Origin of the sequence: Vannielia litorea (assembly GCF_018424695.1) — a bacterium.
In the GTDB taxonomy this organism is placed as follows: Bacteria; Pseudomonadota; Alphaproteobacteria; order Rhodobacterales; family Rhodobacteraceae; genus Vannielia; species Vannielia litorea_A.
In genome coordinates, this window is sequence record NZ_QTNQ01000090.1 from 1 (window position 1) to 15,086 (window position 15,086).

General features: G+C 65.4%; 14 protein-coding genes. 3 read left to right on the forward strand and 11 right to left on the reverse strand.

Annotation, left to right across the window (positions count from 1 at the left end):
* Positions 1-227: 227 nt before the first annotated feature.
* Positions 228-3,185 (reverse strand): vWA domain-containing protein, encoded by a 2,958-nt coding sequence (locus DYI42_RS20310; protein WP_213548467.1) that lies wholly within the window; start codon positions 3,183-3,185, stop codon positions 228-230.
* Between the two features lie 135 nt (positions 3,186-3,320).
* On the opposite strand from DYI42_RS20310, the gene DYI42_RS20315 reads away from it, so the two are divergent.
* Positions 3,321-4,478, forward strand: a complete 1,158-nt coding sequence (locus tag DYI42_RS20315; RefSeq protein ID WP_213548469.1) for an MFS transporter — start codon at positions 3,321-3,323, stop codon at positions 4,476-4,478.
* Here DYI42_RS20315 and DYI42_RS20320 read toward each other — a convergent pair.
* Positions 4,453-4,746 carry a DUF1330 domain-containing protein gene (locus DYI42_RS20320; RefSeq protein WP_213548470.1) on the reverse strand — a complete coding sequence of 98 codons (294 nt, stop codon included), beginning with the start codon at positions 4,744-4,746 and terminating at the stop codon, positions 4,453-4,455. The two genes, DYI42_RS20315 and DYI42_RS20320, sit on opposite strands and share 26 nt — an antisense overlap.
* Before the next feature lie 124 nt (positions 4,747-4,870).
* Here DYI42_RS20320 and DYI42_RS20325 point away from each other — a divergent pair, with 124 nt between their 5' ends.
* Together DYI42_RS20325 and uvrA are read left to right on the forward strand one after the other, a co-directional pair.
* The gene (locus DYI42_RS20325; protein WP_213548471.1) at positions 4,871-5,746 is read left to right on the forward strand and encodes a LysR family transcriptional regulator; all 876 of its coding nucleotides are present in this window, start codon (positions 4,871-4,873) and stop codon (positions 5,744-5,746) included.
* A gap of 96 nt (positions 5,747-5,842) precedes the next feature.
* Positions 5,843-8,704, forward strand: coding sequence for an excinuclease ABC subunit UvrA (gene uvrA, locus DYI42_RS20330; RefSeq protein WP_213548472.1), 2,862 nt, complete (start codon positions 5,843-5,845; stop codon positions 8,702-8,704).
* Positions 8,705-8,824: 120 nt separating this feature from the next.
* On the opposite strand, the gene DYI42_RS20335 is transcribed toward uvrA, so the two are convergent.
* The 9 genes from DYI42_RS20335 to DYI42_RS20375 all read right to left on the reverse strand — a co-directional run bounded on the left by DYI42_RS20335 (position 8,825) and on the right by DYI42_RS20375 (position 15,038).
* A complete protein-coding gene (locus tag DYI42_RS20335) occupies positions 8,825-9,220 on the reverse strand; it encodes a hypothetical protein (protein ID WP_213548473.1) in 396 nt (131 codons plus the stop codon).
* A 76-nt stretch (positions 9,221-9,296) separates the two neighbouring features.
* Positions 9,297-10,028, reverse strand: coding sequence for a hypothetical protein (locus DYI42_RS20340; RefSeq protein ID WP_213548474.1), 732 nt, complete (start codon positions 10,026-10,028; stop codon positions 9,297-9,299).
* Between the two features lie 64 nt (positions 10,029-10,092).
* The gene (locus DYI42_RS20345; protein ID WP_244868057.1) at positions 10,093-10,494 is read right to left on the reverse strand and encodes an RcnB family protein; all 402 of its coding nucleotides are present in this window, start codon (positions 10,492-10,494) and stop codon (positions 10,093-10,095) included.
* A gap of 126 nt (positions 10,495-10,620) precedes the next feature.
* On the reverse strand, positions 10,621-10,827 hold the full coding sequence (locus DYI42_RS20350) for a YgaP family membrane protein (protein WP_213548475.1): 207 nt from the start codon (positions 10,825-10,827) through the stop codon (positions 10,621-10,623).
* 123 nt (positions 10,828-10,950) lie between these two features.
* On the reverse strand, positions 10,951-11,457 hold the full coding sequence (locus tag DYI42_RS20355) for a hypothetical protein (protein ID WP_213548476.1): 507 nt from the start codon (positions 11,455-11,457) through the stop codon (positions 10,951-10,953).
* A gap of 119 nt (positions 11,458-11,576) precedes the next feature.
* Positions 11,577-12,446 (reverse strand): 3-hydroxyisobutyrate dehydrogenase, encoded by an 870-nt coding sequence (mmsB, locus tag DYI42_RS20360; protein ID WP_213548477.1) that lies wholly within the window; start codon positions 12,444-12,446, stop codon positions 11,577-11,579.
* Positions 12,443-13,498, reverse strand: coding sequence for an enoyl-CoA hydratase/isomerase family protein (locus DYI42_RS20365; protein WP_213548478.1), 1,056 nt, complete (start codon positions 13,496-13,498; stop codon positions 12,443-12,445). The genes mmsB and DYI42_RS20365 overlap by 4 nt, the downstream gene beginning before the upstream one ends.
* Positions 13,495-13,902, reverse strand: a complete 408-nt coding sequence (locus tag DYI42_RS20370) for a hypothetical protein (protein ID WP_213548479.1) — start codon at positions 13,900-13,902, stop codon at positions 13,495-13,497. Before DYI42_RS20370 ends, DYI42_RS20365 begins: the two co-directional genes overlap by 4 nt.
* Positions 13,899-15,038 (reverse strand): acyl-CoA dehydrogenase family protein, encoded by a 1,140-nt coding sequence (locus DYI42_RS20375; protein WP_213548480.1) that lies wholly within the window; start codon positions 15,036-15,038, stop codon positions 13,899-13,901. The genes DYI42_RS20370 and DYI42_RS20375 overlap by 4 nt, the downstream gene beginning before the upstream one ends.
* Positions 15,039-15,086: the final 48 nt, after the last annotated feature.

Consider the following 15,086-nt stretch of genomic DNA (forward strand, 5'->3'; position numbering starts at 1 on the left):
TGCCCGGCCTGTGCGGGGTAGCGGGCGGCGGAGGCAGCTCGGGGTTCACCAAAGCAGGAACCTGCTTGCGGGGCCTCCCATCACCTGACACTTGGGTGGCCGACGAGCTGTCTCGCATCAACGAAAATGGCCGTATCCCCTGAAGGGGCCCCTCGGCAATTTTCATTGACCCGAGCCATCCCGCCGTCTCGGTGGAGTGTCAGGCGAAGGGTGGCTCCGAAGCAGGACTACTTCACGGTGACGGGCACTTCGGCGATCGGCGTGTTGTCGCGGTCCAGCACGTATTTCAGCAGGTAGTCGCCAGGTGTGTCGGGCAGCTTCAGCGTGAGGGGGCTGCCTTTGCGGGTGTATGTGTAGCCGGTGTAATTGCCGCCTTGGGCGGGGAACAGGGCAATGTAGTCGTTGCCGTTGTCCGGCCCGGTCCATTCCACCGTCAGTTCGCCTCCTGCCGTGGCTTCGCCCTGTGGGGTGAGCGTGGCGCTTGCCGTCGTCACGGTTATGGGCATGCGCGCGATGACGGTGTTGTCGCGGTCCAGCACATAGGCAACCTCGTAGTCGCCGGGTGTGGAGGGCAGGGGCACCTTGGCCGGGTTGCCGTTGCGGGTGTAGGTGTAGCCGGTATAGCGATCTGCCCCCACCGGGAAGACGGCGATGTAATCGTTCCGAAAGTCCGGCCCTTCCCACGGGACCTGGATCGTCGCGCCTTGCTCGCCGGAGGCGGGCGGCGTCACGGTTGCGGAGGTCTCGGTGACCTCGACAACGACACTGGCAATCTCGGTGTTCCCGACATCCTGCACGTAGGCGATGCGATACTTGCCGGGTTTCGCCGGCAGCGGCACCTGCGCGGGCGAGCCGTTGCGGGTGTAGGCATAGCCGGTATAGCGGGTTTCGCCCTCAGGGAAGACGGCGATGTAGTCGTTCTTGTCGTCGGGGCCCGTCCATTCCACCGCCGCGAGGCCGCCCATCGGCAGCTCGGCAGGCGGGGTGAGAGAGGCGGTGACAGCGGTGACTTCGACCTCGACGGAGGCGATCACCGTATTGCCCACGTCCTGCACATAGGCGATGGAATAGCGCCCCGGCTCGGCGGGCAGGCGCAGGGCGGCGGGGTTGCCGTTGCGGGTGTAGCTGTAGCCTGCGTAGCGGTCGGCGCCCTCGGGGAAGATGGCGATATAGTCGTTCCTGTCATCCGGGCCGGTCCAGCCGACCTGCACCGTGCCGCCTGCGGGCAACTCGGCGGGAGGCGTGACGGAGGCGGTGACGGCAGTCACCTCGACATCCACCGAGGCCAGCTCGGTGTTGCCTTGGCTCTGGACATAGGCGATGCGATAGCGCCCCGGCTCGGCAGGCAGGCGCAGGGCGGCAGGGTTGCCGTTGCGGGTGTAGCTGTAGCCCGCGTATTTGCTCTCGCCCTCGGCGAAGATGGCGATGTAGTCGTTCTGATCATCCGGGCCATTCCAACCCACCTGAACGGTGCCGCCTGCGGGCAGGGCTTCTGGCGGGTTGACCGAGGCAGTAACCGCCGTGACCTCGACCGGGACGGCGGCGAGCACGGTGTTGTCCTGGTTCATGATGTAGCGGATCTCGTAACTGCCCGGTTCGGCGGGCATTTGCAGCTCCAGCGGCGAGCCGTGGCGGGTGTAGCTGTAGGCCACCCGCTGATTGCCCTTGTCGCCGGGGCGGGCAATGGTGATGTGGTCGTTCTGGTAATCCGGCCCCTCCCAGCGGACCTGCACCTTGCCGCCGGCGGGCATCGCCTCGGGCGGGGTGACCGAAGCGGTGACGGGGGTGATCTCGATGGGCCGGGTCGCAAGCACCTTGTTGCCCTTGGAGAGCACATAGCGCAGCTCGTAGGTGCCGGGCTTGGGGGGCATTTGCAGATCGAGGGGCGAGCCCTGGCGGATGTAGGTGTAGTTGATCTGGTTGCCGTTGCCTGGCGTGCCCACGGTGACGGTGTCATTCTGGCCCTCGGGGCCGGTCCAGCGCACGGGGATGGTGCTGCCCGCGATGGCGCTGTCGGCGGCCTCCAGCGTGGCGGGCGGGCGGAACTCGGGCAATTCGACCGTGACGGTCTTGCGCACCTTGCCAACGCCCACCACGGCCTCGGCGCTGGCCTCGTCTGCCGGGCGCATGACAGTCACGCGATACTCGCCTGCCTCCAGCTCGGCGGTGAAGCCGTCGACATTCAGCGGGCCCTCGACTTGCTCTTCGCCGCGGAAGAGATCCCAGACCAGCGGCTCGCTGATGCGGCGGCCATGCTTGCCGTCGGTGGCCTGGAAGGTGATCCGCACAGGCGGCGCGGGGAAGACGACGGTGACGGTCTGGCTGCCGGGACGGACGGTGAAATCGGCCGCGCGGGTCAACTCATCGGAGGGGCGGGTGGCAGTGACGCTATAGGCGCCCTCTTCCAGCGGCAGGGTGGGCGCAGCCTCCAGCAGAGTGCCGCCGACCGGGCTGCCTTCGCGGGTCACCTCCCAGGCGAGGGTTTCGGAGATGAAGGTGCCGCCCTCGCCAGCGGTCGCGCGGAAGCGGACTTCGTAGGTTTCGGGCACCGGCTCGGGCTCTGGCTCGACATCGACAACGGCGACCATGGCGGTGGCCAGCTCTTCGGCGTTGGAGGCCTTGAGGAAGGTGCCGCCGGTTTCATCGGCGATGCACTGCATCTGGCGCAGTGCCTCGGCCTCGCTGACGTCGAAGCCGACGACATGGGCGGTGAAATCCACCCCTGCTTGCTCCAGCGCGGCGGCGGCGGCGCAGGGATCGGGATCGCAGGTTTCGATGCCGTCGGAGACGAGGATGACAGTGGCCTTCTCCTCGGTATACTTGAGCGCCTCGGCGGCCTGACGGACGGCCTCGGTCATGGGGGTTTTGCCCTTCGGTGACACGCTGTTCACCGCACTCTGAATTGCCGGTTTGGTGCCTGTGCCGGGGGCGACGACGGTTTCGATATCGGTGCAGTCGCCCTTGCGCCGGTGGCCGTAGAGGGTGAGGCCGAGCTCCTGTTCATCGGGGATCGTGCCAAGCACGGTGCCGACCACCTCTTGGGCGATGGTGATCTTGGCCTTGCCGTCGATCTGGCCCCACATCGAGCCGGAGCCATCCATCACCAGAATGGCGCGTGGACGTTCCTGCGCCAGGGCGGCGGATGCGAACAGGGTGAGGACGCAGGCAGCGAGGGCCTTCCACATGGCGAATACTCCGGTGCTCAAAATGGCTTTGGCGGCGAGTTAACCACGGGGAAGGCTCCGCGCCAAGGGGCTGTGGGTGGCTCTGGATAGCGGGCGCGGCTTGTGGCCGGGCCCGGAACGGGAGAGAAGCGGGCGATGACCACGCGCAACACCTCTCCACAGGGCGGCAGTACCGACTGGCCGCTGATCGCTCTGCTCTATGTGCTGGGCCTTCTCGCCGCCGGGCACTTCGCCAAGGCGGCCCTGACGCTGGAGGCCCTTGCCGCACGCTACCCCGACGCCGGTGCTACCTTGCCCTTCGCGGTGTCGATGACCTCGGTGGCGGGCATTCTATTCGGGGCGACGGCGGGGCTTGTCGTGGCGCGCTTCGGCGCGCGCCGGGTGCTGACCGGAGCGATCCTGGCGGGCGTGGCGTTGGCGTGCTTGCAGGCGATGCTGCCCACCTTCGGCCTGTTCCTGGGGCTGCGGCTGCTGGAGGGCTTCGCCCATCTGGCCATCGTGGTGGCGGCGCCGACGCTCATGGCGGCACGCTGCGCGCTGGCACATCGGGGCGCGGTGATGGGACTTTGGGGCACGTTCTTCGGCGTTGGCTTCGCCCTGTTCTCGCTGGTGGAAACAGCTTTTGGAACAGGGCTTTACTGGGTGCATGCCGGGCTTCTGGCGGTGGTGGGCGCGGCGCTTGTCCCGCTTTTGCCGCGCGGGGTGGGGCGAGGCGCATCGGTGGCGGAGGGCTGGCTTGCGCGGCACATGGCGATCTACACCAGCGCTGCCCGCGTTGCGCCCGCGCTGATGTTCTTCTGGCACACGCTGATGTTCATGTCGCTCATCACCTTCTTGCCCGGTGTGCTTGGCCCCTGGTCCGCGCCGGTGCTGCCGCTGGTGGCGCTGGTGGGCACCTTCTGGGCCGGCGCGGCAACAAGGGCCGTGTCTCCGCACCGGCTTGCCATCGGCGCCTTTGCAGCAGGCGCGTTGCTGATGGTGCTGTTTCTGCTGCTGCCGGGCGCACGCATGGTGATCGCGGTGCCAATGCTTCTGGCGTTCGGGGCGGTGCCGGGCGCGGCATTTGCTGCCGCGCCCCTGCTGAACCCCGACCCGGCAGACACGGCGCGCGCAAACGGGGCCATTGCGCAGGTAGGCAATATCGGGACAGCGCTGACCATCCCGGCCTACACGCTGGCGCTTGGCGCGGGCCTCGGCGGGATGGTTGCGCTGACGGTGGGGCTTTCGCTCGCGGGGATGCTGGTGGTTGCGCTCGTCTTCTCCCGGGTCAGCCGCGCGGCGGAAGCAGGGTGATGGTGGTTTTCGCAGCCCGGCGCCGCAGCGCGTAAACCTCTGAAAATTCTGGGTCTTCCGCCCAGGCCTTCGCGGCTTCGGCCGAGGGGAAGGCCAGAATAACCGAGGCGGGCGGGCCGCCGCCGTTGTCTTCCAGAACCTCGCAGTCGGGGCCGCCGGCGATCACTTCGCCGCCGTGCTTTTGCACCGGCTCGAAGCCGCGTTCACGGTATTGTTGCATCAGCTCCGGGTCTGTCACCTCGAGCTGGACGGTCACGTAATGGGGCATGGTCTCTCCTTTCGTTTCGGCGACCATGCCTGCCCGAGGGGCTTTGCAAAATTGGTCGGAAAGGCAAAGGGCCTGTGCAAGAATGCAAGGGAGTTCGGCGCGTGAGATGTGTGAGGGTCCGGGCATGATGGAATGGAACGATCTTAGGCTGGTTCTGGAACTGGCACGCGCGGGAAGCCTCTCGGGTGCGGCACGCGTATTGGGCGTGAACCACGGCACCGTTTCGCGGCAACTCGCACGGCTGGAGGCGCGCAGCGGGCGGCGGTTCTTCGAGCGGCTGCCCGATGGTGTGCGACCCACCGTGGAGGGCGCGGCGGTGGCCACGCGCGCAGAGGCGATGGAAGCCGAGGCCCTCGCGCTCGACCTCGAACTTGCCGCGCGGGCCGAGGATGGCGGCGTGCTGCGGGTGACAGTGCCGCCGCTGGTGGCCGACCGGGCCTTTGCGGAAGACATCGCGCTGTGGCGGGCGGAGCACCCGCGCGTTGAGCTGCATATCCTCGGCGACAACCGCATCCTCGACCTGCACCGACGCGAAGCGGATGTGGCGCTGCGTGTCAGCCATGCGCCCGCCGATAGCCTCTGGGGGCGAAAGATCACCGAGCAGCGTGCCGGGATCTATGCCAGCCCGGAGTTCATAAATCGTTACCGGGCGGCGCTGGCGGGCGAGGGCGCGCTGCCGGTGGTGGGTTTCTCGGCCTGGCCGCAGCCGGTGGCGCAAAGCATCCGGGAGCGGTTTCCGAATGCGGCGCTGGCGGTGCTCTGTGACGATATGATGGCCGCCGACAGCCTCGTAAGGCAGGGTGTGGGCCTCACCCGGATGCCATGTTTCATGGAGGCAGACGGCCTTGTGCGGGTGCCCGGAACGCCGCTTTACCCATACATGCCAATCTGGGCGCTGACCCATCCCGACCTGCGCGCAGCGCCCCTGGTTTCGGGCTTTCTGCGCTTGATCGCGCGCCGCTTTTCTGACCGCGCCTCACACTACCTCGGACAAGAGTGAGCCGCTGTCAGCATGTTTATGGTATGTTCTCAATTTTGTGTTGGCTGTTTGCGGGCTGTGCTCTATCTCTTGGCCCTGTGAACCGCCGGGGGTGACATGGCCGAGTTGAAGCATATCGAAGTGCGGGGTGCGCGGGAGCACAACCTCAAGAGCATCGACGTGGATATCCCACGCGATGAGCTGGTTGTGATTACCGGGCTTTCAGGGTCCGGCAAGTCGTCGCTGGCGTTCGATACGATCTATGCCGAGGGCCAGCGGCGGTATGTTGAATCGCTCTCGGCCTACGCCCGGCAATTCCTTGATATGATGGAGAAACCTGATGTGGATCACATCAGCGGGTTGAGCCCGGCGATTTCCATCGAGCAGAAGACGACCTCAAAAAATCCGCGCTCCACCGTCGGCACGGTGACCGAGATTTACGACTATCTGCGGCTGCTCTTTGCCCGCGCTGGCACCCCCTACAGTCCCGCGACCGGGCTGCCTATCGAGGCGCAGCAGGTGCAGGACATGGTGGACCGGGTGATGACGATGGAGGAGGGCACGCGGGCCTACCTGCTGGCGCCCATCGTGCGCGACCGGAAGGGGGAATATCGCAAGGAATTCCTTGAGTTGCGCAAGCAGGGCTTTCAGCGGGTGAAGGTGAACGGCGCCTTCCATGAGCTGGACGATGCGCCCAAGCTCGACAAGAAGTACCGCCATGACATCGACGTGGTCGTTGACCGGATCGTGGTGAAGGAAGGCATCGAAACGCGGCTGGCGGATTCGTTCCGCACGGCGCTCGACCTGGCCAATGGCATCGCGATTCTGGAAACCGCGGTGAAGGAGGACGAGGAGCCGGAGCGGTTTACCTTCTCTGAGAATTTTGCCTGCCCTGTCAGTGGCTTCACCATCCCCGAGATCGAGCCGCGGCTGTTCTCGTTCAACGCGCCCTTCGGGGCCTGTCCGGAGTGCGACGGGCTCGGGGTGGAGCTGTTCTTTGACGAGCGGCTGGTGGTGCCGGACCAGGCGCTGAAGATCTATGACGGGGCGCTTGCGCCCTGGCGGAAGGGCAAGAGCCCCTATTTCCTTCAGACCATCGAGGCGATTGCCCGGCACTACGACTTCGACAGGAACACTGCCTGGAAGGATCTGCCGGCCCATGTGCAGCAGGTCTTCCTCTACGGATCGGGTGAGGAAGAGATCAAGTTCCGCTATGACGAGGGCGGGCGGGTTTATGAAATTTCCCGGCCTTTCGAGGGGGTTATCCCCAATATGGAGCGGCGCTACCGGGAGACGGACAGCAACTGGATTCGCGAGGAGTTCGAGCGTTTCCAGAACAACCGCCCCTGCGGGGCCTGCGGTGGCTATCGCCTGAGGGAAGAGGCGCTGGCGGTGAAGATCGCGGGGCTGCATGTGGGCGAGGTCGTGGAAAAGAGCATCCGCGAAGCGCTGGCCTGGATCGAGACCGCGCCGGAGAGCCTGAGCAAGCAGAAGAACGAGATCGCCCGCGCCATATTGAAGGAAATCCGTGAGCGACTTGGATTCCTGAATAATGTCGGATTGGAATATCTTACGCTGTCACGTTCAAGTGGTACGCTAAGTGGGGGCGAGAGCCAGCGGATCCGTCTTGCCAGCCAGATCGGCTCTGGCCTCACCGGCGTGCTCTACGTGCTCGACGAGCCTTCGATTGGCCTGCACCAGCGCGACAACGGGCGGCTGCTGACGACGCTGAAGAACCTGCGCGACCAAGGCAACACGGTGATCGTGGTGGAGCATGACGAAGAGGCCATCCGCGAAGCGGATTACGTCTTCGATATCGGCCCGGGGGCCGGCGTGCATGGTGGCGAGGTCGTGGCGCATGGCACTCCTGCGGAGATCGCGGCGAATCCGAAATCGGTTACCGGGCAGTATCTCAGCGGAAAGCGAGAAATTCCTGTGCCGACCGAACGCAGGAAGGGGAACAAGAAGAAACTGACCGTGAAGAAGGCCAGCGGAAACAACCTCAAGGATGTGACCGTGGACTTCCCGCTCGGGAAATTCGTTTGCGTTTCGGGGGTTTCGGGTGGCGGCAAGTCGACCCTGACGATCGAGACCCTGTTCAAGACCGCCTCAATGCGGCTGAACGGCGCGCGCCAGACGCCGGCGCCCTGCGAGACGATCAAAGGGCTGGAGTTGCTGGACAAGGTAATCGACATCGACCAACGGCCCATCGGCCGGACTCCACGAAGCAATCCGGCCACTTACACCGGGGCCTTCACCCCGATCCGCGACTGGTTTGCCGGGCTGCCGGAGGCGAAGGCGCGGGGCTACAAGCCGGGGCGGTTCTCTTTCAACGTGAAGGGGGGGCGCTGTGAGGCGTGCCAGGGCGATGGGGTCATCAAGATCGAGATGCACTTTTTGCCCGATGTTTACGTGACCTGCGAGACCTGCCAGGGCGCGCGCTACAATCGTGAGACGCTGGAAATTCGGTTCAAGGGCAAGAGCATAGCCGACGTTCTTGATATGACCGTGGAGGATGCGCAGGAGTTTTTCAAGGCGGTGCCGAGCATCCGCGAGAAGATGGATGCGCTGGTACGGGTGGGCCTTGGCTACATCAAGGTGGGCCAGCAGGCGACGACGCTTTCGGGCGGTGAGGCGCAGCGGGTGAAGCTCTCCAAGGAGCTTTCAAAGCGGAGCACGGGGCGCACGCTGTACATTCTCGACGAGCCGACGACGGGGCTGCACTTTGAAGATGTGCGCAAGCTGTTGGAGGTGCTGCATGAATTGGTGGATCAGGGCAACTCGGTGGTGGTGATCGAGCACAACCTCGACGTGATCAAGACCGCCGACCATATCATCGACATTGGCCCGGAAGGCGGCGATGGTGGCGGCACGGTGGTGGCGACGGGCACGCCGGAAGAGGTGGCTGAGGCTAAAGCCAGCCACACCGGACGTTACCTTAAGGAGATGCTGGGGGCGAAGCGGGTGGCCGCTGAGTGACGAGGGACACAACCCATGCACAAGGCATGCACATCCTATGCATACGCGATTGGTGCACATGAGGCGCGCTGAGATAAAGTAATGTGCGGATGCGCTGTGTTAACCGTCGTCTAACCCAGATCAGAAGAAGGCGCGGTTCGTCTGGCTGGTGACATCTTCCAGAACTTCGCGGGTTGCGTAGTCGGCGCGCACCACGCGACCTTTCACCCGGAAGTACACCCACCCGTCCTCGACGGGCGGCAGGCCGAAATACTCGCTGTTGAGAAGCACCATGTAATCCCAGGGAAGCGGCTCGCCGATGGCGACGGGCAGGAGCGGGCTGCTGCCCGGGGACGCTTGCTGGAAGAGCGCCGTGGTTTCGCATTTCGCCCCTGAGGCCTGAATCCGGCAGGTCGCGTTCGCGCTTTGCACGGAGGCCATCGTGGCTGCGGCGGCGAGCAGGGCGGAGGTCAAGAGGGCGCGTGTGGGAAGGGTCAGCGCGGCGGTGCCGGCGCCGAGGGGAGGCTGCTGGGTCATGAGATGTCCGGGTTGTGATGCGGTGTGAAAGGTTAACGCCTTCGGGGGGCTAGGGTTCCCCCAGGCGCGATTCGCATTATCCGGCTGGCCGCCGGGGCGTGGCGCGCAGGGCGTAGCTGCGCACCGTGGCGGCGAGCGTGGCCAAGGCACCTAAGGCGGCAAAGAGGGCGACGTCGGTGTGGGTGGACCAGTCTTTCACGGCGATTGCTGCAAGCGCCCATGCGAGGGCCAGAGCATAGGTGGGGTGCGGGCGCAGGGTGATCAGGGCAGTGAGCCCCACGACGAGCGCACCGGTGATGCAGGCGAAGGCCCAGGCCGTCTGGCCCATCCAGAGGCCGTAGCCCGCGGCGGTGATCCCGAGGGAGGCGAAGCTGGCCGCGGTGAGCCAGCCGGCGAAGAGGCTGACGGGCGCGCCGAGAAGCCAACTGTCGTGCGTGGGCGCGCGAGCTGCGGCACCCAGGGCCAGAACGAGCATGGCGAAGATCATCACGGTAGCCCAGACGGGCGAGAGCGTGGCCGTCCAGAGCCAGAAGGTGCCGATGAGGAGCGCGGCGAAGAGGGGCCAACGGGGCCTGTCCCACCTGTCGTCCAGTGCGCGTGCAAGCAGCCCGAATAGGGCGGAGAGGATGAGCCAGGCATAGATCACGCCCCAGATCGAGAAGGCCCAGCCGGCGGGTTGCACGGGTGGGTCTATCTGCGGCACGGGGAAGAGGGAGGGATCGTAGCCTGCGAAGCTGGTTACGAAGACGGGCGAGGCGGCGAAGGTCACCGTAGTGACCAGCACGAGCAGGGCTTTGACACGTTCCATATTTGTCTAACGCACGAGGGGCGCAGCCGGTTTCCCGGTCGCGCCCCAAGTTGTTATTGCGCACTCAGTTGGCGATAGCCTCGACGGCACGAATGAGATCGAGCACTTCTGCCGTCTCGTCGTCGATGCGCACGAGCACGCCGTCGGCAACGGCGTAACGCGAGCCGCGTGGTGCGGGCTCGAGGCCATATTGCCACGGCTTCACAATGACATAGTCGTCGCTCAGGCGTGTGCCGACGCGAATGCGGTAATCATCGCGGTCAGGCTTTGCCTTCCGCGCTTGGCCGGGTGGGATGCAAGCCGGGGTTCTCTTCGCCAGACCGGGCGGGCAGGCGCGCGCGCTTTGCTCCACGCGGTGCTTCTGCTTGGCATGGCCTTTGTTGCTCTTGCCCTGAGCGAGAGCAGGGGGGCCGATCGCCAGGCAGATCGCCGTGGCGGCCGCTGTCACTTTGGTCAATCGGGTCATCTCGGTGCCTTTGTCGCTGTGTGTTTCCATCGCGGGATTGCAAGCACAACACGGCACCCACCATCAGGTTGCATTACGAGCGCGGCCTCACGCGGGCTTGATTGCCGCCTGTGGCGCCTGCGTCACTCAGCCCCGCTTCATCGGGCAGGTGTTGAAGCCGAACAGGGAATACAGCGGGCAGGTGGACAGGAGGCCGGTGGCCAGCGGGATGATGCCCAGCAGGTAAAGCCAGCTATAGGCCCCGTCACGGTTGAGGAAGAAGCCTGCGATGAGGGCGGCGCCCACGACGATGCGCAGGATGCGGTCGATGCCGCCGACATTGGTTTTGAACATTGGGTGACTCCCGAAGTTATATTCAAGGGTGAGAATATATCCTTCGGGCTTCGGTTGGGAGGGGGCGAAAAGACGCAGGGCCGCGGCAGACGGGTGCCGCCCGCCGCGGCCGTGGATGCTTGCCTATTCGTCGCCCTTGGGGCGGGACAGGTTGCAGTGGCGGTGGGTGATGCGCAGGGGCATGGCGTTATAGGCGTTCATCAGCATCTTGCTCTGTTTCTGCACACCGCCGTGCCGGTAGACCGGATCCCGCTCGACCTTCCGTTTGCGGTGCCGCCAGTCGGGGCCATAGTGATCGATCGGCGGGGCCTCGCGGTGCAGCCTGCCGCTTTTGGAGGTGTAAGTGATCTTGCCGGCGTCATCTATATCGATGGGTTTGCGGCAGATCGCACAGATCAGCTTGCCGCCGATGGTTTGCCCCTTCATCAGCGAGCCGCGCACATGGGTGCGCCACCGCAGCCCAGCGCGGTTGGAGAGGGAGAACGTCCGGTCTCCGTCGGATCGGATTGGGGTGGCGCGCACGATGTCGGCGCCGGTTTCGCTGCAAGTCCGCCCAACGGGGCTGCCCTTGCACTTCATTTCGCAGACTTCGCAGTCTTCATCGGAGCATTCGATTGTCCATTCGGTCATTGGAAAAGTCCTTGTGGTGGTAAAAAAATGACGTAGGGGAAATGTGGGCGCGCGCGTGGTGCGTTGCAACCCTGGGATGTAAAACTTTCAGGTGTGACGAGGGTGTTAGGACCGCGGCGCTATGCGCGTTTGCGGGCCTCGAAGCGCGGCAACATGGCGGAAAAATCCTTGTCGCCCTGGCCCTCGGCCTCGACGAAGGCTTCGTAGAGCTTCATCGCGGCTTCGCCCATCGGGGTGTCGGCATCGGCGGCTTCGGCGGCCTGCTGGCTGAGGCGGAGATCCTTCAGCATGAGGGCGGCGGCGAAGCCGGGCTGATAGCCGTTGTCGGCGGGCGACTGGGGGCCGATGCCGGGGGCGGGGCAATAGGCGTTCATCGTCCAGCTGTAGCCGGAGGAGGTGGAAACCACGTCGAACATGGCCTGCCGTTCGAGGCCGAGTTTGTCGGCCAGGGCGAAGCTCTCGCATGTGGCGATCATGGTAACGCCGAGGATCATGTTGTTGCAGATCTTGGCGGCCTGGCCCATGCCCGCGCCGCCGCAGTGGACGGATTTCTGGCCCATGATGTCGAACAGCGGCTTGGCGGTGGTATAGGCCTCCGCCGGGCCGCCGACCATGAAGGTGAGCGTTCCCGCTGTTGCCCCGCCGGTGCCGCCGGAGACCGGCGCATCGAGCGCGGCGAGGTCCGAGGTTTGCGCCGCTTCTGCCACGGCCTGGGCGGAGGCGACATCGACGGTGGAGCAATCGAGGTGGATGGTGCCCTTGGACATGGCGGGGTGGATTTCGGCGGCGACGGCGCGCAGGATCTCGCCGTTGGGCAGCATGGTGATGACCACCTCCGCGCCCAGCGTGGCCTCGGCGGCTGAGGCGGCGAGCGGGATGCCCTCGGGCTTTGCCATGGTGTCGAAGCCGGTCACGTCATGGCCGGCGGCGATGAGGTTGAGGGCCATGGGGGCGCCCATGTTGCCCAGTCCGATGAAGCCGATTTTCATGAGATGTCCTCCGGGAATGTGAGTCCGTCGTCGCCAAGCGGGGCGAGCATGGCCTGCACCTCGGCCTCTGTCACCTCGGCCAGCGCGGCGTGGGGCCACTTGGGCGCGCGGTCCTTGTCGATCACGGCGGCGCGGATGCCTTCAAGGAAGTTGCCGTGTTCCATGCAGCGGTGGGTGAAGCGGTATTCGAGCGCGAGGGCCTCGTGGATTGTGCTGGAAGGGCCGAGACGGCGCAGGATCTCGATATGGCAGGCGGTGGCGAGCGGATCAGCGCGGGTGAGGGCCTTGAGGGCCTGTTGTGCAAGCTCAGAGGGGTCGGCGGCGAGGGAGGCGGCAATCTCGGTGCGCGGCTTGTCGAAATGGGCGGCGATGCCGCGCATCTGGATGTAGAAATCGGCCTGGGCGGCGAGGTTGCCGCTTTCCATCTCGGGCGGGATGGCGGGCTGGCCGGTTTCGACCATGCGGGCTTTGAGCGCGGGCCAGTGGGACTCTTCCACGAGGTGATCGGCAAAGCCGAAGAGCCCGTGCATGCCGCGCAGCCGGTGGCCGGTGGCGCCCAGCCAGGCGCCCGCGCCGGGGTGGAGGGCGGAGAGCTTGGCGAGGATGTGGCTGCCGCCCACGTCGGGCACCAGGCCGATGCCGCATTCGGGCATGGCGATCTGGCTGGTTTCGGCGATGATCCGGTGCGCGGCGTGGCAACCGAGCCCGACGCCGCCGCCCATGGTGAAGCCTTGCAGGAAGGCGACGATGGGCTTGGGGTAGGCGGCGAGGCGGGCGTTCATGACGTATTCATCGCGCCAGAAGGTGCGACCGTAATCATAGTTCCCGGCACTGCCGGTCTCATACATCTCGACGATGTCGCCACCGGCGCAGAAGGCCTTCTCGCCCTCGGCGTCGATCAGGACGAGTTGCACGGCGGGGTCTTCGGCCCAGTCCTTCAGGGCGGCGTCGATGGCCAGGCACATCTCGTAGGTGAGGGCGTTGAGCGCCTTTTCACGGGTGAGGGTGATGCGGCCTGCGCGGCCGTCGGTGCGGATGGAAATATCTGTCATGCGGCGGTTTTCCATTCGGAGAGCCGAGCCTCCGCTTTCGCGAGGTGGGTGGCGGCATATGAAGGTCGATTGAGGGTTTGACGCACTACGTCGAAGTAGCCCGCAAAGAAGTCGTGGAGGATTAACACGACAATCTTACGCGCAAAGATGAGGTACCCAGCCTGGACCGCTAGTATGGCCCAAAGTGAAAGTGGGATCGGCGACTGAAAAACGTATGCGATTACGATCAGTACAAGAATGGCTCCCAACGTGGGGAGCATTACCCACAGGAAAAACAAACTGCCCACGAAGTAGATACCGAAGAGGCCAGCTTGATGCAGCTGCCGCCATAGCCAGACTCGCTGGCGCAGGAAGGTGCCATAGGCGTTGTGGCGGAGGGATGCGATGGGGCCGCGTTGCTTCATTTCACCAGCATAGCGCGGGCCACGATCATGCGCATGATTTCATTGGTGCCTTCGAGGATCTGGTGGACGCGGAGGTCGCGGACGAGTTTTTCGATGCCGTAGTCGGCGAGGTAGCCGTAGCCGCCGTGGAGTTGGAGGCATTGGTCGACAATGCGGGAGCCGGCTTCGGTGCAGAACTTCTTGGCCATGGCGCAGTGCTGGGTGGCGTCGGGGGCTTGCGTGTCGAGCTTCCAGGCGGCCTGGCGCAGGAAGACGCGGGCGGCTTGCAGCTCGATTTCGAGGTCGGCGAGGCGGAACTGGAGGGCCTGGAACTGGTCGATGGATTTACCGAAGGCCTTGCGGTCGGCCATGTAGGCCAGCGTTGCGGTGAGGGCGGTCTGGGCGGCGCCGAGGGAGCAGGCGGAGATGTTGAGGCGGCCGCCGTCGAGGCCCATCATGGCGTATTTGAAGCCCGCGCCTTCCTCGCCGAGGAGGTTTTCGGGGGGGACGGGGCAGGCGTCCATCTGCACTTGCCGGGTGGGCTGGGAGCGCCAGCCCATCTTGTCTTCCAGCGCGCCGAAGGAGAGGCCGGAGGTGGTGGCGTCGAGGATCAGGGCGGAGATGCCGCGCGGGCTGTCATCGCCGGTGCGGGCCATGACGATATAGGCATCGGAATAGCCGCCGCCGGAGATGAAAGCCTTGGTTCCGGTGAGCTGGTAGCCTTCGTTGGTGCGGCTGGCCTTGGTCTTCAGCGCTGCCGCGTCGGAACCGGAGCCGGGCTCGGTGAGGGCGTAGGAGAAGATGGTCTCCATGGTGAGGGCCTTGGGGAGGTATTTGGTGCGCGTTTCGTCGGAGCCGAAGGCCGAGAGCATCTTGGCGCACATGTTGTGGATGGAGAGGAAGGCGGCGACGGAGGGGCAGGCCATGGAGAGGGCCTCGAAGACGAGGGTGGCATCGAGCCGGGAGAGGCCGGAGCCGCCGTGCTCTTCGGGGACGTAGAGGCCGGCGAGACCGAGGGCGGCTGCTTCCGGCCAGAAGTCCTTCGGGATGGTGCCTTCCGCCTCCCATGCGCGGGCATGGGGGGCGATGTGGGACTGGCCGAAGCCGTGGGCCATGTCGAAGATGGCGGATTGCTCTTCGGTGAGCGCGAAGTCCATGTGTGTTCCTCCCGGGGGCGTTATTGAACGCTGGGTCAATTCTGGGGG

What these genes read in the sequence shown, in the direction of transcription:
- DYI42_RS20320 (WP_213548470.1), bottom strand. Translation starts at nt 4,746, where the DNA reads ATGCCCCATTACGTGACCGTCCAGCTCGAGGTGACAGACCCGGAGCTG.
- DYI42_RS20315 (WP_213548469.1), top strand. Translation starts at nt 3,321, where the DNA reads ATGACCACGCGCAACACCTCTCCACAGGGCGGCAGTACCGACTGGCCG.
- DYI42_RS20375 (WP_213548480.1), bottom strand. Translation starts at nt 15,038, where the DNA reads ATGGACTTCGCGCTCACCGAAGAGCAATCCGCCATCTTCGACATGGCC.
- DYI42_RS20370 (WP_213548479.1), bottom strand. Translation starts at nt 13,902, where the DNA reads ATGAAGCAACGCGGCCCCATCGCATCCCTCCGCCACAACGCCTATGGC.
- DYI42_RS20310 (WP_213548467.1), bottom strand. Translation starts at nt 3,185, where the DNA reads ATGTGGAAGGCCCTCGCTGCCTGCGTCCTCACCCTGTTCGCATCCGCC.
- DYI42_RS20340 (WP_213548474.1), bottom strand. Translation starts at nt 10,028, where the DNA reads ATGGAACGTGTCAAAGCCCTGCTCGTGCTGGTCACTACGGTGACCTTC.
- DYI42_RS20365 (WP_213548478.1), bottom strand. Translation starts at nt 13,498, where the DNA reads ATGACAGATATTTCCATCCGCACCGACGGCCGCGCAGGCCGCATCACC.
- DYI42_RS20350 (WP_213548475.1), bottom strand. Translation starts at nt 10,827, where the DNA reads ATGTTCAAAACCAATGTCGGCGGCATCGACCGCATCCTGCGCATCGTC.
- mmsB (WP_213548477.1), bottom strand. Translation starts at nt 12,446, where the DNA reads ATGAAAATCGGCTTCATCGGACTGGGCAACATGGGCGCCCCCATGGCC.
- uvrA (WP_213548472.1), top strand. Translation starts at nt 5,843, where the DNA reads ATGGCCGAGTTGAAGCATATCGAAGTGCGGGGTGCGCGGGAGCACAAC.
- DYI42_RS20345 (WP_244868057.1), bottom strand. Translation starts at nt 10,494, where the DNA reads ATGACCCGATTGACCAAAGTGACAGCGGCCGCCACGGCGATCTGCCTG.
- DYI42_RS20355 (WP_213548476.1), bottom strand. Translation starts at nt 11,457, where the DNA reads ATGACCGAATGGACAATCGAATGCTCCGATGAAGACTGCGAAGTCTGC.
- DYI42_RS20335 (WP_213548473.1), bottom strand. Translation starts at nt 9,220, where the DNA reads ATGACCCAGCAGCCTCCCCTCGGCGCCGGCACCGCCGCGCTGACCCTT.
- DYI42_RS20325 (WP_213548471.1), top strand. Translation starts at nt 4,871, where the DNA reads ATGATGGAATGGAACGATCTTAGGCTGGTTCTGGAACTGGCACGCGCG.